Origin of the sequence: Streptomyces sp. NPDC051963, assembly GCF_044593495.1 — a bacterium.
GTDB lineage: Bacteria > Actinomycetota > Actinomycetes > Streptomycetales > Streptomycetaceae > Streptomyces.
The window spans coordinates 755799-772009 of sequence record NZ_JBIUCC010000006.1; the positions used below are offsets into that span (position 1 = coordinate 755799).

At 70.5% G+C, this 16211-nt stretch carries 10 protein-coding genes and 1 pseudogene; 5 read left to right on the forward strand and 6 right to left on the reverse strand.

Annotated features, from left to right (window positions below; genetic code table 11):
• Window positions 1-21: 21 nt before the first annotated feature.
• The 3 genes from ACIHFB_RS27890 to ACIHFB_RS27900 form a co-directional block, all read right to left on the reverse strand.
• Window positions 22-1623, reverse strand: coding sequence for an RICIN domain-containing protein (locus ACIHFB_RS27890; RefSeq protein WP_400128245.1), 1602 nt, complete (start codon window positions 1621-1623; stop codon window positions 22-24).
• 524 nt (window positions 1624-2147) lie between these two features.
• A complete protein-coding gene (locus ACIHFB_RS27895; RefSeq protein ID WP_365282698.1) occupies window positions 2148-2525 on the reverse strand; it encodes a toxin Doc in 378 nt (125 codons plus the stop codon).
• Between the two features lie 3 nt (window positions 2526-2528).
• Window positions 2529-2774 carry a hypothetical protein gene (locus tag ACIHFB_RS27900; protein ID WP_365282697.1) on the reverse strand — a complete coding sequence of 82 codons (246 nt, stop codon included), beginning with the start codon at window positions 2772-2774 and terminating at the stop codon, window positions 2529-2531.
• A gap of 176 nt (window positions 2775-2950) precedes the next feature.
• Here ACIHFB_RS27900 and ACIHFB_RS27905 point away from each other — a divergent pair.
• The 3 genes and pseudogenes from ACIHFB_RS27905 (at window position 2951) to ACIHFB_RS27915 (ending at window position 6103) form a co-directional block, all read left to right on the forward strand.
• Window positions 2951-3537, forward strand: a pseudogene (locus ACIHFB_RS27905) (2OG-Fe(II) oxygenase).
• A gap of 110 nt (window positions 3538-3647) precedes the next feature.
• Window positions 3648-4580 carry an RNA polymerase sigma factor SigJ gene (gene sigJ / locus ACIHFB_RS27910; protein ID WP_365282696.1) on the forward strand — a complete coding sequence of 311 codons (933 nt, stop codon included), beginning with the start codon at window positions 3648-3650 and terminating at the stop codon, window positions 4578-4580.
• Window positions 4577-6103, forward strand: a complete 1527-nt coding sequence (locus tag ACIHFB_RS27915; RefSeq protein ID WP_400128246.1) for a cytochrome bc complex cytochrome b subunit — start codon at window positions 4577-4579, stop codon at window positions 6101-6103. The genes sigJ and ACIHFB_RS27915 overlap by 4 nt, the downstream gene beginning before the upstream one ends.
• Here ACIHFB_RS27915 and ACIHFB_RS27920 read toward each other — a convergent pair.
• Both ACIHFB_RS27920 and ACIHFB_RS27925 read right to left on the reverse strand, forming a co-directional pair.
• Window positions 6048-8282 (reverse strand): glycoside hydrolase family 9 protein, encoded by a 2235-nt coding sequence (locus ACIHFB_RS27920; protein ID WP_400128247.1) that lies wholly within the window; start codon window positions 8280-8282, stop codon window positions 6048-6050. The genes ACIHFB_RS27915 and ACIHFB_RS27920 overlap by 56 nt on opposite strands.
• 166 nt (window positions 8283-8448) lie before the next feature.
• On the reverse strand, window positions 8449-11544 hold the full coding sequence (locus ACIHFB_RS27925) for a glycoside hydrolase family 2 TIM barrel-domain containing protein (protein ID WP_400128248.1): 3096 nt from the start codon (window positions 11542-11544) through the stop codon (window positions 8449-8451).
• Between the two features lie 255 nt (window positions 11545-11799).
• Between ACIHFB_RS27925 and ACIHFB_RS27930 the strand changes: the two genes are divergently transcribed.
• Entirely contained in the window at window positions 11800-14175 is a 2376-nt protein-coding gene (locus tag ACIHFB_RS27930; RefSeq protein WP_365282692.1) for a SpoIIE family protein phosphatase, read from the forward strand.
• A gap of 15 nt (window positions 14176-14190) precedes the next feature.
• On the opposite strand, the gene ACIHFB_RS27935 is transcribed toward ACIHFB_RS27930, so the two are convergent.
• Complete coding sequence (locus ACIHFB_RS27935; protein ID WP_365282691.1) at window positions 14191-14742, reverse strand: RNA polymerase sigma factor; 552 nt, start codon at window positions 14740-14742, stop codon at window positions 14191-14193.
• Between the two features lie 64 nt (window positions 14743-14806).
• Here ACIHFB_RS27935 and ACIHFB_RS27940 point away from each other — a divergent pair, with 64 nt between their 5' ends.
• Window positions 14807-16174: a serine/threonine-protein kinase gene (locus tag ACIHFB_RS27940; RefSeq protein WP_365282690.1), complete on the forward strand. Its 1368-nt coding sequence runs from the start codon at window positions 14807-14809 to the stop codon at window positions 16172-16174.
• Window positions 16175-16211: the final 37 nt, after the last annotated feature.

Below are 16211 nucleotides of genomic sequence, written 5' to 3' on the forward strand. Positions count from 1 at the left end.
CACGACCGGGAACCGCGCCCCTCAGGCGGTCCGGTCCGAGAGCCGGGCGGGCGGCACGGAGGGGACGTCGGTGCCGGTGATCGACAGCGAACCGGTGTCGGCCGAGGCCGGGTCCGTCAGCCAGCGCTGCTCGGCGGAACCGTCACGGACCTTGACGACGATGTCGGAGCCTTCGTCCTTCGTGGCGGACGACAGCGCGAGCCCCTCCTGCCAGCGGGCCAGCAACTCGCCCTGCACGGTGAGGTCGTAGCGCACGTCGTCACCGCGCTCGGAGTCCGCGGTGGCGCAGGCGCCCAGGATGACGACGCCGGCGTCGACGTGCGAGTCCAGGCACAGTTCCGGGTCGGCCGCGCTGCGCAGCAGTCCGTCGACCTCGTACGACCACTGCTGGGTTTCGGCGGACGAGCAGGCGGCCAGTTCGGTCCCGGCACCGGCCTCGACCTCGCCGTCGATGTCCAGGCACAGGTCTGCCGCGTCGTTGCGCAGCGTGGACTGAAGCGGTGCGGCGGGCAGGTGGGCGGTACCCGGCCGGGAGGCGGTTCCCGGGTCGCCCGTCGCGGCGGCGGAGGCGGTCGGGTCGGTCCCGCTGTCCGACACCCACAGACTGGAGACGAGCACGCCGGCCAGCAGCCCGGCGGAGGCGATGCCCACGCCGGTGATCAGCACCCGGGTGGATGCCGGCACCTGAGTGAGGCGCTGCCGGGCCGGCGCCGGGATGCGGGACAGGATCCGCTGGCGCGCCCTGCTGTGCCGGGCCGAGCGGCCGCCGCGGGTCTGAGCGCCGCGCTGGGTGCGGCCCGGACGCGAGTCGAGGTAGCGGCGTGCGCCCCAGCCGAGCACCGCTTCGGCGAGCAGCACACCCAATCCGCCCTCGAAATGGCTCAGCTGTTCGGCGGCGAAACGGCAGTAGCGGCACTCTCCGAGATGCTTCTGCACATCCGGCAGCAACGCTCCGCCCCGGCGGATCGGGACATCGAGGAGGCGGTTGTAGAAGCGGCAATCCTTGCTCGGCGCGAGTTCCCGATGGGCATGTACACAACCCTCGCGGAGTTTTTCACGTGCCTGCTCGAGAGCCGCCGACGCGGTCTCGGTGTCCATGCCCAGCAGTCCGGCGGGAATGGTTATCGGTTCCGCCTCGACCTCGGTGTGCCACAGCAGACACCGAGCGAGTCCGGGAAGGGCATGGAATGAACGCTCGGCCAACTTGCGATTTTCCGGCGTCATGGACTTCGCGGCGCGCATACCGCGACCGCCGGCGGGTTTCACCAACTCAGGCAGAACACCGGATATTCGCTCCTCCGCGGACCACTGTCTGACCGTGTCCCGCACGGCCACAAGGAACCGCGGGCGCACCGCGTCGGCCGGCTCGCCCAGCGCCAGCCGGTCGAGGACCTGGTGGAATGCGGCGCCGGTGACCATGGAGGCGGTCTCCGACTTCGAGGCGAGGCAGATGACCGCGTACTCGTGGGCGGGCCGATAGTGCCGTGCCATGAGCAGTGCGACGGAAGAACCGGCCTCGGTGTCCGTGCGACCTCTCAGCCGGGCGGCGAGGCCCTCGTCGGATTCTCCGGGAACCCCGCCGGGCGGGGGGTAGGGCGGACGAGGGGGGTGGGGGGTGGGCACTGAGCGGATTCCTTCCCACGCGCAGGTGACTCTCAGAAGTTCTGGCCGCCGAAAAAGGAACTCCGGGTTGATGCGTACCTTTTGGGCGACGACGCGGGGAGCGTGAATTCACGAGCGCCCATCCGGCCCTGTTCCCCCCAGGACGAATGCGACCCGGCCAATGCCCCCCGCATGCGCTGTTCACCCTTGCACAACACACTCATGACCAACAAGGCACTTGGGCAACATCCGCCTCATTGAAAGAAAGTCAGAAACGGCGCCGACTCATCTCTGGGCACCTGTTTTCCTGTTTTTCCATGCGCCCCGTGTGAATCAGACGCCCTCGCCGATGCGCCGCGCACGCTCCCCGGCGCACGCCCGCGCGTAGTCCACTGGAGGCGGCCCACCTCGGAAGGCCGCGCGCAGGACGGCGGCTCTCCTGCGCGACCCGGCCGCCGGCCCAGTTCCTCCCGCCCTCGGCCGGCGGCCCCCGGGGCGGGAGGCCGTTCCCTGTCCGACGGGTCTCAGAACTGCCGGGAACGCCATCAGATCTGCCAGGAGCGCAGCCGATCGGCCGCGCCGTAGACGTCCGTCTTGCCGGAGATCAGGTCGCGGGCGAGGTCGACGAGGGCGCCGTAGGGCGGGTCGATACCGACGTCGCTGACGAACATGTAGGCCACGGCGGTGGCGCAGGCGAACCGGGCGTTGGCCGACGGCAGCGGCTTGAGCAGGGCGAGGGTGTGCAGCAGCGCGGCGGCCCGCCAGGCGGGGTCGGAGTCCACACCGAGCCGCGGCGGGTCGACACGGTGACGGGCGACGGCGGCGACCAGGGCCGAGAAGTCGTTGACGGTGGGCTGGTCGGGCAGGACCTCTTCGTGGCGCTGGAGCAGCCACGGCACGTCGATATGGACGACGGGAGCCATAGGTCAGGCGACCCGCCCCTCGTCCTTGGCGGTCGGTTCGTCGTCGGGGAAGGCCGCCGCGAACTCGTCGGCATGGGACGCGAAGAATCGACGGAAGGCCTCCGCGCCCTCCTGGAGCGCGCGGTGGCGGGCTATGTCGGCGGCGGCGGCCTCACGCACGAGGGCCTTCATCGACGTACCCCGCTCCTTGGCGATCTGTCGCAGGTCCTCCAGTTCGCGGTCACTGAACTCCACGTTGAGAGCTGGCATGTCCTTCACGGTACCGCGCGGGTACTTACTCGTAAATACCACCAGGTCAAACCACCTGTCCGACGGTACCGAGGAGGTTGGAACACCAGGTCCGAGGGTGACCATCTCATGACGTTCACACGGACCGGGCCAGCCGGCGCGTCGACGGAACCGACTGGGCTGCCCTCGCCGGGGAGTTGGACGCGTACGGCAGCGCGCGGACGGCACGGCTGCTGACCCCTGCGGAGTGCCGTGACCTCGTGGCGCTGTACGAGAAGCCGGAGTTGTTCCGGACCACCGTCGACATGGCTCGGCACCGTTTCGGCGCCGGTGAGTACCGCTACTTACCCATGATTTGCCCGCCCCGGTGACCGCCCTGCGCGCCGCGCTCTATCCGCGGCTGCTGCCGATCGCCCGTGACTGGGCGGCCGGACAGGACCGGTCGGCGCAGATCCTGCTGCGCTACGGCGAGGGCGACTGGAACGCGCTGCACCGCGATGTGTTCGGCGAGATGCTGTTCCCGCTCCAAGTGGTCGTCGGACTGGACGAGTACGGCACCGACTACACCGGCGGCGAGTTCCTGATGGTGGAGCAGCGGCCCAGGGCCCAGTCCCGGGGAATCGCGACCGTGCTGGAGCAGGGCCACGGTCTGGTGTTCACCACCCGGGACCGGCCGGTGCACTCCCGGCGCGGCCGGTCGGCCGGGGCGATGCGGCACGGGGTGAGCACCGTGCGTTCCGGCCGCCGGCACTCACTGGGGCTGGTCTTCCACGACGCGTCCTGAGGCCCGCACGGGTCGATGACGAGACGTGGGTCACATTCCGTCCGTCGATGTCACAATCCGGCCCCCGCCGCCCCTCGCAGTAGAGAGCGCACCACTGCGGAGGCCTGCCCATGTCCGAGATCCCTGTGCCCGACACCGACGACCGACTCGATGCGGCGACCGGAGTCTTCGTCGATCACCGTGAGCTGTTGTTCGCCCTCGTCTACAACCTGCTGGGCAGTGTCGCGGACACCGAGGACGTGCTCCAGGAGACCTGGTTGTCGTGGACGGCGCGGGGCCGGGGCCGCGACCTCGACAAGATCGACAACCCCCGGGCGTATCTGGTCCGTATCTCCGTCAACCACGCACTCCAACGCCGGGCCACCCTCAGCCGCCGCCGTGAGACATACGTCGGCCCCTGGCTGCCCGAACCACTGGTCGACGAGGACGACGGCGCCGACGATCCCGCCCTGCGCGCCGAGTCCGTGTCGATGGCGATGCTGGTGGTGCTGGAGTCGCTCACTCCGCTGGAGCGCGCGGTGTTCGTGCTCAACGAGGTGTTCGGCTACCCCCACACCGAGATCGCGGAGATCATCGAGCGCACCCCGGCCGCCGTACGGCAGTTGGCGCACCGGGCGCGGGCTCATGTGCACGCGCGGCGGCCGCTGTACCAGGCACATCCGCGGGTGCGCCGGGAGGCGACCGAGCGATTCGTGCAGGCGGCCCTCGGCGGGGACATCGCCGCGCTGATGGAGATCCTCGCACCTGATGTGACGGTGTGGTCCGACGGCGGCGGCAAGCGCAGGGGCGCGGGACTTCGCCCGGTGCAGGGCCGGGACAAGGCGGTCCGCCTCATCACCTCGCTCCGCACCCGAGGTACCGCGGAGAGCCTTGAGCTGCGCTACCGCCGCGTCAACGGCGACGCAGCGATGGTCCTGTTCCAGGGCGACGAGCCGTACGCGGTGATGGTCATGGACCTCACGCCCGAGGGCGACCGGGTGTCCGGCGTCTACATCGTCACCAATCCGGACAAGCTCGGCCACGTCCACAAGGAGGAGGAGTGACCAACGCCAGGCAGCCCGGGAAGGGCGAGCGGCTCGCCGACTGGTTCGACGGCCGCCTCGGCACCCACACGCTCGGCAGGAAGTACCTGCGCAAGGTGTTCCCCGACCACTGGTCCTTCCTGCTCGGCGAGATCTGTCTGTACAGCTTCGTCGTACTGATCCTGTCCGGTGTGTGGCTCACGTTCTTCTTCCACCCGTCGATGAACGAGGTGGTGTACCACGGCAGTTATGTACCGCTGAACGGCGTCCGCATGTCCGAGGCGTACGCCTCCACCCTGGAGATCAGCTTCGACGTACGCGGCGGTCTGCTGATCCGGCAGCTGCACCACTGGGCGGCGCTGATCTTCGTGGCCGCGATGCTGACGCACATGATGCGGCACTTCTTCACGGGTTCGTTCCGCAAGCCGCGTGAGCTCAACTGGCTGTTCGGCTGGACTCTGCTGTTCCTCGGCCTGTTCGAGGGCCTCTTCGGCTACTCGCTGCCGGACGACCTGCTGTCGGGAGCCGGAATGCGGCTGATCGAGGGCTCCCTGCTGGCGGTGCCGATCGTGGGGACGTATCTGTCGATGTTCCTGTTCGGCGGCGAGTTCCCCGGCGACGACATCGTGCCCCGCCTCTACTCGCTGCACATCCTGGTGATCCCCGGCATCATGGCCGCGCTCGTCGTGGCGCACATCCTGCTGGTCGTCTACCACAAGCACACGCAGTTCGCGGGCCCCGGCCGAACCGAGCGCAATGTCGTGGGCTCCCCCTTCATGCCGGTGTACCTGGCGAAGGCGGGGGGCTTCTTCTTCCTGGTCTTCGGCGTCCTGACGCTGGTCTCGGCCGTCGCGACCGTCAACCCGGTCTGGCAGTACGGCCCCTACCGCGCCGACCAGGTCTCCACCGGAGCCCAGCCCGACTGGTATCTGGGCTTCGCCGAGGGAATGCTCCGGATCATGCCGGGCTGGGAGATCACGCTGTGGGGTCACACCCTCGTCCTGGGCGTACTGATCCCGATCGTCGTCTTCCCGCTGCTCCTGCTCTTCATCGGCGTGTATCCGTTCGTGGAGGCCCGGATCACCGGCGACAAGCGGGAGCACCACATCCTGGACCGCCCGCGCAACCGTCCCGTGCGTACGGCGATCGGGGCGGCCTGGGTCAGTCTCTATCTGGTCCTGCTGGCGGGCGGCGGCAACGACATCGTGGCGACCCGGCTCCATCTGTCGATCAACACGGTGACGTGGGCGGTCAGGATCGCCGTGTTCGTCGTCCCGATGGTCGTGTTCGTCGTCACCCGCCGTATCTGCCTCGGACTCCAGCTCAGGGACAAGGAGCTGGTGGCGCACGGCCGGGCGACCGGCGTGATCAAGCGGCTGCCGCACGGCGAGTACGTCGAGGTGCACCAGCCGCTCGATCAGGCCCGGCTCCACACCCTGACCGCCCACGAGCGGCCAGGGGAACTGGTGGAGGCAGAGCGGGTGAGCCTCAGCCCTGATCCGCCACGAAGGACGCCATCCGGGTCAGGGCGGAGTTCCAGTTGATCGTGTGCTCGTTCGTCGACCAGGACTGGATGTCGTCGATGTAGCAGAACTGGCCGACACAGCCCTGGAGTTTGCTCTGTGCGTAGGGGTCCTGGATGCTCGAATTGGGGCCGCCGGCGAGCGTGCCTCTCGGCGGGGCGGGCAGATCCGGGTCGAGCTGGTGGGCGTACCAACGGCTGTGCTGGTTGTGGGAGTCGACCTCGCCGTAGCCGGTGACGTACGAGATGTTCAGTGCGTTGCGGCCCAGGATGTAGTCCATGCTCTGGAGCGCCCCGTCCCGGTACTTCGAGGCACCGGTGATGTCGTGGGCGGTGGCGATGACGACCGCGTTGTGCAGGATCTGGTGGTTGGAACCCCAGTCGTAGAGGTTGTCCGGTGGGGCGTACGGCATCCCGTACGCCTGTGACTTCGACGTGGCCAGGTAGGTGTCCGCGCCCTTGATCACCGACTGGCGCACCTTGTCCCGGCCGGGCAGTCTGCTCGGGACGGTCGCCAGGTCCAGTCGGCCGGCGGCCGCCGTCCTGGCCCAGTCGTAGCCGAGGGGGCCGAAGATGTCGGCCGTGTGCACCGGCGAGTTCAGGATGTGCCGCTCGAAGTCCTTCTCCCCGGTGGTGAGATACAGCTCGGCGGCGGCCCAGTAGAACTCGTCGGTCGCGTCGGTGTCGGGGTAGGCGCCGCCTCCGGTGCCGTCGTTCGGGTCGGGGTACACCGCGGGGTGGGCGAGCGCCGCCGACCATGCCTTGCGGGCGGCCGCCAGCGCCTGGGTCGCGAACCGGCGGTCGTAGGGACGGTACAGCCGCGCCGCCTGTGCGGCCGTCGCCGCCAGGTTCAGGGTCGCCTGGGTGGTCGCCGGATGCAGCTCCCGTTTCTGCGGATCGTCGCTGGGCAGCAGCGGCAGGCCCGTCCACTGCTCGTCGTGCATCTTGTGATGGGCCATGCCCGCCAGCGGCTGTCCCGCGGGCACCTGCATCTTCAGCAGGAACTCCAGCTCCCAGCGGGCCTCGTCGAGGATGTCCGGCACCTTGTTGCGGCTCTCCGGGATGGCGAGTGTGCCGTCGCCGAGCTTCGCCGGGTGTCCGGTGCGGGCCAGCAGGGAGCGTTCGTAGGTGCTGAGCACCTCCCAGGTGGAGATGCCGCCGTTGACGACGTACTTGCCGTGGTCGCCGGCGTCGTACCAGCCGCCGGTGACGTCGAGCGTGTAGTCGCACACGCCTGCCTGGCAGGGCACGTTCGCGTCGCCCTGGTTGGGTGCGACGTTCACATGACCGGCGGGGCGTGCGTAGCCGGGCCGCAGGTCGTCGCGGATCGCGAGGCCGCTGCGCTGCGTGTAGTAGTACTTCACCGAGTCCAGGCGCAGCTGCTCATAGGCGCGCGCGTCGATGTCGAACGGGCGGCTCGCCTCCCCGTCCGCGACCAGCGTGAAGCCCTGCCCCCGGCCGCGGTGGGCGCCGAAGTCGATCGACTGGACGTTCTGCGCGGACGACACGTCGGTGCCGCGGGGCACGGTCCAGCCGTGGGCGACCGTCGTCCCGGCGGCGTTCTTCAGCTGCCAGGGCAGCCTGCCGGTGGCGTCGGTGACCAGCGTGGCGTTCTTGGGCCCGGAGGGCAGATAGGCCACCTGGTTGACGCGCATGCGCGGCCCGGTGTCCGGCTCGTACGGCTCCGGCTCCACCCCGCCCAGCAGCGACGCGTCGTCCATGCAGAAGCGCCAGTCGTCCGCCTGGCCGCCCAGCTGGAAGCCGACCTGGCCCTGGGTGGTGTCGACGGGGGAGGTGAAGGTGTAGGCATAGTCGGTGCCGGATCCGCTCAGCTGCGGGCTCACCTCGAACCAGGTCTCGTACGGCGCCACCGACGACCCGACGACGGCACGCACCACGTTGCCCTCGGGCGCGCCGTTCGCGGTGAAGGAGATCCGGTACGACTCCCCCTTCACGAGGGTGATGTCGTTCTGGCCGACGGCCGCGTCCCAGCGGTTGACGGTGCCGCCCGGTACGTCGGCGCAGAGCTGTCCGCCGGAGAGTGCGGCGGTGACGTTGCTCGTCGTCCACCACGGGGCGGTGGTGGTGTCGAAGGTGCCGTTCTTGAGCTGTTCGATCTCGTCGGCCGCGGCGGGCAGCGCCGTGAGCGCCGCCGCCAGCAGTGCCGTCAGGGACAACAGGGCGGACTTGCGTCTTTTCACGTCTGGGCTCCTCGGGAGAGGTACGGGTGACGCCCCGTGGTGGGAGCGCTCCCAGATGCGGACGCAAACCATGCTTGTGTCAGTGGTGACACCCCGTCAACGGTCCGGACGGGACGGGTTGGATGCGCCTGTGGATGCGCCTTCCCGTCCGGACCGCGAGCGCCGGTCAGCCGGCCGGTGCCTCCAGCCTGCTGATGCGTACCGCCCCGCGGGCCTCGCCCGGATGCCTACTGGTCATGATGAGGCGCAACCGCGAGCCGCGCACGGCGTCGAAGGTGATCATGGTCGGCTCGTCCGAGGCGGCGGCCCAGTCGACGGCCGCCCCGTCCACCGGCACATACCGGCGGCCGTCCCACACGGCGACCTCCACCGAGGCGGGCAGGGAGTGCGTCGTGTCCACGGTGAACGAGACCTCCACCCGGTCCAGCGTCCGGGCCCGTCCCCAGTCCACCGAGACCCAGTCCTCCCCCCTGGCCCCGTCGAAGGCGGGCAGCAAGGCCGTGGCCGCCTTGGCGAAGCCGTTGGACCAGCCGGTGGCCGGGTCGCCGTCGAGCATCGCGGCGGGCAGGGTGTCGGGGCGGCCGGAGTAACTGGCGTCCGCATAAGGGGAGTTCGGAGGTGCCGGAAGGTCCGGCCGGAACGCGGCCGGTGGGGTGACGGCGGCCGAGCGGACGGGGGTCGTGCGCACGGCTGCCGTATCCGAGCGCAAGCCCTCCGCCCGCGCCGTCACCTTCAGCGTGCCCGGCTTCGTACCGGACCGGACCATGGCGAGCGCCTTGCCGTGGAAGGCGGTCCGGGTACTGGCCTGGTAGCGCTCGGCACTCTCCTGGCGGCCGTTGTCGAGCCCGGCGAGGGAGCCGCCCGTCACGTCGAAGGTGATCAGATGCCCGGCGTCCGGCACGACCACACCACGGGCGTCCACGACCTCCGCGGTGAGGAAGACCAGCGAACGGCCGTCGGCGGCAAGGGACTTGCGGTCAGGGGTGAGTCGTACGGCAGCGGGCCTGCCGGCCGTGCGCAGCACATCCGTGGCGACCGCCTTGCCGTCGCTGCGTGCCACGGCCTTCAACTCGCCGGGCGTGTACGGCACTTTCCACGTCAGGTGGAGCTTGCCCGCGCTGCCGTTCGGGCTGGTGTAACTGCCGGGGTAGGGACCGTCGGTGAAGGTCTTGTCGTCACCGGTCGCCTCGGTGGTCTCCAGGTACCCGCGGCCGTCGACGGTCTTCTTCGTGTCGAACCGCCGCACTCCGAGCGACTTGCCGTTGAGGAACAACTCGACGGTGTCGACGTTGGCGTACGCCCAGACCTCGACGACATCCCCCTCCTCGTGGTTCCAGGTCATCGGCAGCAGATGCACCATCGGCTCACTGATCCACTGGCTCCGGAACAGGTGGTACATGTCCTTCGGGAAGCCGGCGGTGTCGACCGCGCCGAAGAAGGACGCCTTCACCGGGAAGACGTTGTACGGCGTGGGCTCCCCGATGTAGTCGATGCCGGACCACAGGAACTGTCCCGTGAACCACTTCCGGTCCCGGTCCTTCTTGTGGCCGTACTCGCCGCTCATCGTCCAGGACGCGAGGTTGTTGTCGTAGGAGGAGGTCGCCCGCCTGCCCGGGGTGTGGTTCTCGCCGGTGTTGAGGCGCTCCGGCTCCTGGTAGGTCCCGCGGGTGGAGGTCTCCGAGGATGACTCCGACTCGAACAGGAACAAGTGGGGGTAGGCGGCGTGCAGTTCGTCCACGGACTTGGCGGTGTTGTAGTTCAGGCCGAGTCCGTCGAGCTTGGCCAGCATGAGGTCGGCCGCCGAGCCCTTGGCCGGCAGGCGGCGGTATTTGTCGGAGCCGATGACGAGCGGGCGGGTGTCGTCGGCGGCCTTGATGGCGGAGATGATGCGGTCCGCCATGGCGAGTCCGGCGGTGGTCGTGGAGTCGGGGACCTCGTTGCCGATGGACCACATGATGACGGCGGGCGAGTTGCGGGCGGCCCGGACCATCTCGGTGGTGTCCTTCTCGCACCACTCGTCGAAGAACCGGCCGTAGTCGTAGCGGTTCTTCCCGGTGCGCCAGCAGTCGAAGTTCTCCACCAGCAGCACGATGCCCAGTTCCTCGCAGACCTCGATGGCCTCCGGTGCCGGCGGGTTGTGGGAGGTGCGCAGGGCGTTGACTCCCATCGACTTCATGATGGTCATCTGTCTGCGGACCGCGTCCTTGCTCACCGCCGCGCCGAGCGCGCCCAGGTCGTGGTGCAGGTCGACGCCCTTGAGCTTGGCGTGGACGCCGTTGAGGTGGAAGCCCTCGTCCGGATCGAGGCGGAAGGTGCGGATGCCGAAGGGGGTGCGGTAGGTGTCGACCGCCTTGCCGCCGACCCGGAGTTCGGTGTGGAGGGTGTAGCGGTGTGGGTCGGTGAAGTCCCACAACCTGGGTCGTGCGACGGTGAGTTCATGGGTTTCCGTCGCGCGGTCGCCGATCGCGACGGTGGTGGACGCCCGGGCGACCGCGCGGCCGTCGGCGTCGACGACCTTCGATCTCACCTCGACCTCCTGCGCGGCGCCCGACGCGTTCAGCACGGACGTCAGCACCCGTACGACGGCCCGCTCCCCCGTGACGTCCGGCGTCGTGACGTACGTGCCCCAGCGCTCGACGTGCACCGGCTCGGTGACGACCAGCCGGGCTTCGCGGTAGATGCCGCTGCCCGAGTACCAGCGGCTGCTGGGGAGCTGGTTCTGCACCTTGACCGCGATGACGTTCTCGGTCGTGCCGTCGGTGTGCAGCAGGTCGGTGAGATCGAAGGCGAAGCCGGTGTAGCCGTAGGGGTGGCGGCCGACTTCCGTGCCGTTGCAGTAGACGTACGAGTCCATGTAGACGCCGTCGAACTCCACCGAGATCCGGCGGCCCGCGAACGCGGGCGGCAGGGTGAAGGCGAGGCGGTACCAGCCGAGGCCGCCGGGGAGGAAGCCGGTGCCGCTGGTCGTGCCGTGCTCGGTGGTCGGGGTCTGCTCGATGCTCCAGTCGTGCGGGACGGCGAGCTCGCGCCAGGCCGAGTCGTCGTATCCGGGTGCGGCGGCGTCGGCGTAGGCGCCGGTCGGGTCGGTGATGCCGCCCGGGTTGACCAGCGCGAAACGCCAGCCGTCCCGCAGGGCGACCGTACGGCGGCCGGATGCGCCCGCGACCGCCTCGGCGGCCCGTGCCACCGGGGCGCCCAGCAGCACCCCGGCCGCGGGTGCGGTCGTAGAGGCGATCAAAACCGATCTGCGAGTGACCGTCATGGCGGCTCTCCCTCATCAGGGCCCAGAAGTACTCACAACTGATCGTGAACAAACAGATTCTGACGGCGGGCCACGCGCGGACGTCAAGGGTCGTGCGAGGTGCTTCTCCTCCACCGGAGACTTCGGCCGAATCGCTCTCTTGACTCGAAATGCCGGACGGCACCGGGTGCCCGTTCGCGCGCGGCTGCGACGCACTAGGCTGGAACTGAAGTGATTCAGCTGTTCACTGTGCGTACGCGCGATGGAGCGACGACGATGAGCCCGGTGTATCCGTTCGACGAGGCCGCCACGGCCCGGGCTGTCCTAGACGGCGAGGGCACGGTGACCGAGTGGGGCGAGGGAGCCCGGCGACTGCTGGGCTGGACGGCCGACGAGGTCGTGGGACGCCCCGTCGCCGAACTGATCGAGGGCCCGCCGCCCGCCGTCCGGCGATCCCGCTGGAACGGAACGGTCACTTTGCGCCACCGGGACGGCCGTACGGTGACCGTGTGGTTGCTCGTCCACCACCGGCCACCCCGGGACGGCGGTACCCGCGACTGGCTCGTCGTCACACCCCTGGAGGGCGACCGGCCGCATCCGGCGGACGATCCACTGGAGCAGGCCGGTCTCGCCCAGTCCCCCTGTGCCGTCGCGATCTACGACGAGCGGCTACGGCTGTACCGGATCAACGCCGCCATGGCCGAGGTGCTCGGACTGCCCGAGGAGCGGGTGCGGGGGCTGCGCGTGCCCGAGCTCAGCGGCCGGGCGGACGGCGACACGATCGAACAGCAGCTGCACCGGGTGCTGACGACCGGCCGCGGGGACGACGTACGTGCCTATGTGCCGATGGGCGTGTACGGCCGGATCAACGCCTGGCTGGCCCGGATGGCGCCGATCACCGATGCCGCGGGGCGGGCGCGCGGGGTGTGCATCGCGGTGCACGACTTCACCGAGCAGTACGAGGCACGGGAGCGGCTCCAGCTGGTCAACGAGGCGAGCGTCCGCATCGGCACGACCCTCGACATCACCCGCACGGCACAGGAGCTCGCGGACGTCTGCGTGCCCGCGCTCGCCGACTTCGTCAGCATCGACCTCCTGGACCCGCCCGAGCCCGAGGGCGAGCCCTCCACCCGGCCGGTGACCGCGCCGGTCACGCTCCGTCGGGCGGCTCATCAGTCGGTGAATCCGGGCAGCCCCGAGGCCGTCCTCAAGCCTGGCCAGGTGGACGTGTATCCGACGGCCTCGCCCCAGGCGGACTCGTTGCTGGCCGGCCGCACGATCGTCGCCGCGGTGCCCTCCGGCGGCCTCACCAAATGGCTGACCTGGGACAAGGCCCGAATGGAGCAGGTCGGCGACTTGGGCATCCACGCCACGATGTCCGTGCCGATCCGGGCCCGTGGCGCGACCCTGGGCGTCGCGGTCCTCACCCGCTTCCGCCGCCCGGGCCCCTTCACACCGGACGACGCACTGCTGGCCGAGGAGATCACGGCCCGCGCCGCCGTCTGCATCGACAACGCCCGCCGCTACTCCCGCGAGCGCGCCACGGCCCTCGCCCTCCAGCGCAGCCTGCTCCCCCAGTCACTGCCGCGCACGGCCGCCGTGGAAGCCGCCTCGCGCTACCTTCCCGCGGCCCGGGCCGGAGTGGGCGGCGACTGGTTCGATGTGATCCCGCTGTCCGGGATGCGGGTCGCGATGGTCGTGGGGGACGTCGTCGGTCACGGCATCCAGGCCTCGGCCACCATGGGGCGCCTGCGCACCGCCGTCCGCACCCTCGCCGACATCGACCTGGCCCCGGACGAGCTGCTCACCCACCTCGACGACCTGGTCGTACGGCTGTCCGCGGAGGCCGGCAGCGAAGGCAGCACCGGCGAAGTGGGAGCGACCTGTCTGTACGCCGTGTACGACCCGGTCTCACGGCGTTGCACACTGGCCCGCGCCGGGCATCCGCCACCCGTCATGCTGCCGCCCGGCGGCCGGCCCCGGCAGGTCGACCTGCCCGCGGGACCGCCGCTGGGCCTGGGCGGGCTGCCGTTCGAGTCGGCCGAGGTCGAGCTGCCCGAGGGCACGGTGCTCTCGCTCTACACCGACGGGCTGATCGAGTCCCGTGAGCGGGACGTCGACGTCGGCCACGCACTGCTCTGCGATGCCCTCGCCGCCCCTTCCGGTTCCCTGGACGAGACCTGCGACCGCGTCCTGCACACCCTGCTCCCCACGGGCGGCGCCTCCGACGACGTGGCCCTGCTGCTCGCCCGTACCCAGGGGCTGCCCGCCTCCCGCGTCGCGACCTGGGACATCCCGGCCGACCCGGCGCTGGTCGCCCCGATCCGCAAGCAGGTCCTCGGTCAGCTCGACATCTGGGAGCTGCCCGAGGCCTCCTTCACGGCGGAACTGGTGGTGAGCGAGCTGGTCACCAACGCCATCCGGTACGGCGCCCACCCCATACGGCTGCGACTCATCCATGACACGACCACGCTGATCTGCGAGGTGTCCGACACCAACCACACGGCTCCGCATCTGCGGCGCGCCAAGACCTGGGACGAGGGCGGCCGCGGTCTCCTGCTGGTCGCCCAGCTCACCCAGCGCTGGGGCAGCCGGCACACCGCGGACGGCAAGACCATCTGGGCGGAGATCGGACTGCTCGACGACGCGTGACGCGCCGGGGCGCGGTCAGGGCGTGTCGGACAGCCAGGGACGGACCTGTTTGCGTGCCTCGTGCAGTCGGGACTTGAGGGTGCCCAGCGGGATGCCGGCGCGTTCGGCGGCCTCGGCGTAGTCCAGCTGGCAGATGTCGCGGTACACCAACGGCGCCACCAGATGCGGATGTTCGCGCTCCAGCCGGTCCAGCGCGTCCAGCAGGTCGACGCGGGAACCGGCGATCACACTGGTCGTCCGCGGGTCGACGTACTGCGCGGCGTCGATCGGGGCGGGCTGTTCGGCGGCCCGCCGCTTGAGTTCGCGGTACTTCTGGCGGGCGCAGTTGGCGACGACGGTGTAGAGCCAGGTGCTGAAGCGGCTGCGGCCCTCGAACCCGGTGATCTTCCGGGCCACCTGGAGGAGGACGTCCTGCGCGGCCTCCTCGGCGTCCTCGCGGTTGGGCAGGAACCGCCCGCAGCGCCGGACGACTTCGGGCCGGATCGCCTGGAGCAGCTCGTCGAGGGCGGCGGCGTCGCCCGCGGCCGCTCGCCGGGCCAGGTCCTCGGTCGGCGCGGCGTCGGGCACGTGGGCTCCCCCGGTATTCGGTACGGATCTTCGATGTGGATCTGAGGCCAGGCATGATAGTCGTATGCACTCCGTCGAGCGGATCGGGCGCTACCGCCTCGAACGCCGTCTGGGCACCGGGGCGTTCGGCACCGTCTGGCTCGCCCACGACGACGATCTCGAGGCCCCGGTGGCTGTGAAGGTGCTCGCCGACAACTGGGCGCACCGGCTGGACGTCCGCGAACGCTTCCTGTCCGAGGCGCGGATGCTGCGCCGGGCCGGCTCCGACCGGGTCGTCCAGGTCTACGACATCGGGGAGCTCCCGGATGGCAGACCGTACTTCGTGATGGAGTACGCCGACGGCGGCACCCTCGCCGACCTCCTCACCGACGGTCCGCTGCCCGTGCCTGAGGCGCTGCGGCTGACGGCGTCGGCGGCCCGGGGTGCTGCCGCGCTGCACGAGGCGGGGATCGTGCACCGGGACATCAAGCCGTCCAACGTGCTGCTGCGCACCTCCCCCGGCGGCGCCTGGCGGGTGCTGCTCGCCGACCTCGGGCTGGCCAAGAGCCTGGCGGAGGCGTCCGGTCTCACCCTGGCCGCGGGTTCGGCCGGATACCGGCCGCCCGAGCAGGCAGGGCCCGGCGCGGGTATCGACGAGCGGGCCGACGTGTACAGCCTGGGCGCGGTCGGCTACCACCTCGTCACCGGCACGGTCCCGGGTGAGCCCGGGCAGGTCGTACCGCCGGTGCGGCTCCGCCCCGACCTCGACCTCGGCGTGCAGCGGGCCCTGTTGCGCGCGCTGGAACCGGACCGCGGGCGCCGCTGGCCCACGGCCCGGGCCTTCGCCGAGGAGATCGAACGGCTGGCATCCCTGGCCCCACGCCCCCGGCGCCCCCGTAGGGCCATGGTTCTGGCCGCCTCCGCGCTGCTGCTCGCCGCTGCCGTCACCGTGCCCCTGGTGCTGGTGACCCGTGAGACGCCGGCGCCGGACATCCGCGTCGTGGACTCCACCGGCCGGGTGGTGGCCGAGGTGCCCGGCGAGTGGGCTCGGCAGGTCCGCGACTCGGGGTGGGATCCGGCGTCGATCGGCCTGCGCTCGGGGCGCGAGCCGGGGTTCGCCGTCGCCGACGACCTGGCGAAGTGGCAGGACCTGGCCTCGGACGTGAACGGCGTGTTCGTCGGCCTGAGCGAGCAGGGCGATGTCACCGGGCGGGTGAACGCGCTCGCCCACACCGGCTGCCACTACGACGGCGGCCGCGCGTACACCGGCGCGCAGTGGCACGGCCGGGTCCGCACCTGGACCGACTGTGCGGACGGCAAGGGTTCGATCACGGAGGCCGGTCTCACCCCGGCCGACGGCGACGCGCAGCCTCAGGTCTATGTACAGATCCGCCAGAACGGCGATCCCTCCCGGTCAGGGCGCATCCTGGACTCGGTGCGGGGGAACGGGTGAAGGGCGCGAACTTTTTCCGCTCCTCGCGCATCGGACA

Excerpts from the sequence above, each read along its gene's own strand:
- ACIHFB_RS27895 (WP_365282698.1), bottom strand. The coding sequence starts at position 2,525 with ATGGCTCCCGTCGTCCATATCGACGTGCCGTGGCTGCTCCAGCGCCAC.
- ACIHFB_RS27900 (WP_365282697.1), bottom strand. The coding sequence starts at position 2,774 with ATGCCAGCTCTCAACGTGGAGTTCAGTGACCGCGAACTGGAGGACCTG.
- sigJ (WP_365282696.1), top strand. The coding sequence starts at position 3,648 with ATGTCCGAGATCCCTGTGCCCGACACCGACGACCGACTCGATGCGGCG.
- ACIHFB_RS27925 (WP_400128248.1), bottom strand. The coding sequence starts at position 11,544 with ATGACGGTCACTCGCAGATCGGTTTTGATCGCCTCTACGACCGCACCC.
- ACIHFB_RS27930 (WP_365282692.1), top strand. The coding sequence starts at position 11,800 with ATGAGCCCGGTGTATCCGTTCGACGAGGCCGCCACGGCCCGGGCTGTC.
- ACIHFB_RS27940 (WP_365282690.1), top strand. The coding sequence starts at position 14,807 with ATGCACTCCGTCGAGCGGATCGGGCGCTACCGCCTCGAACGCCGTCTG.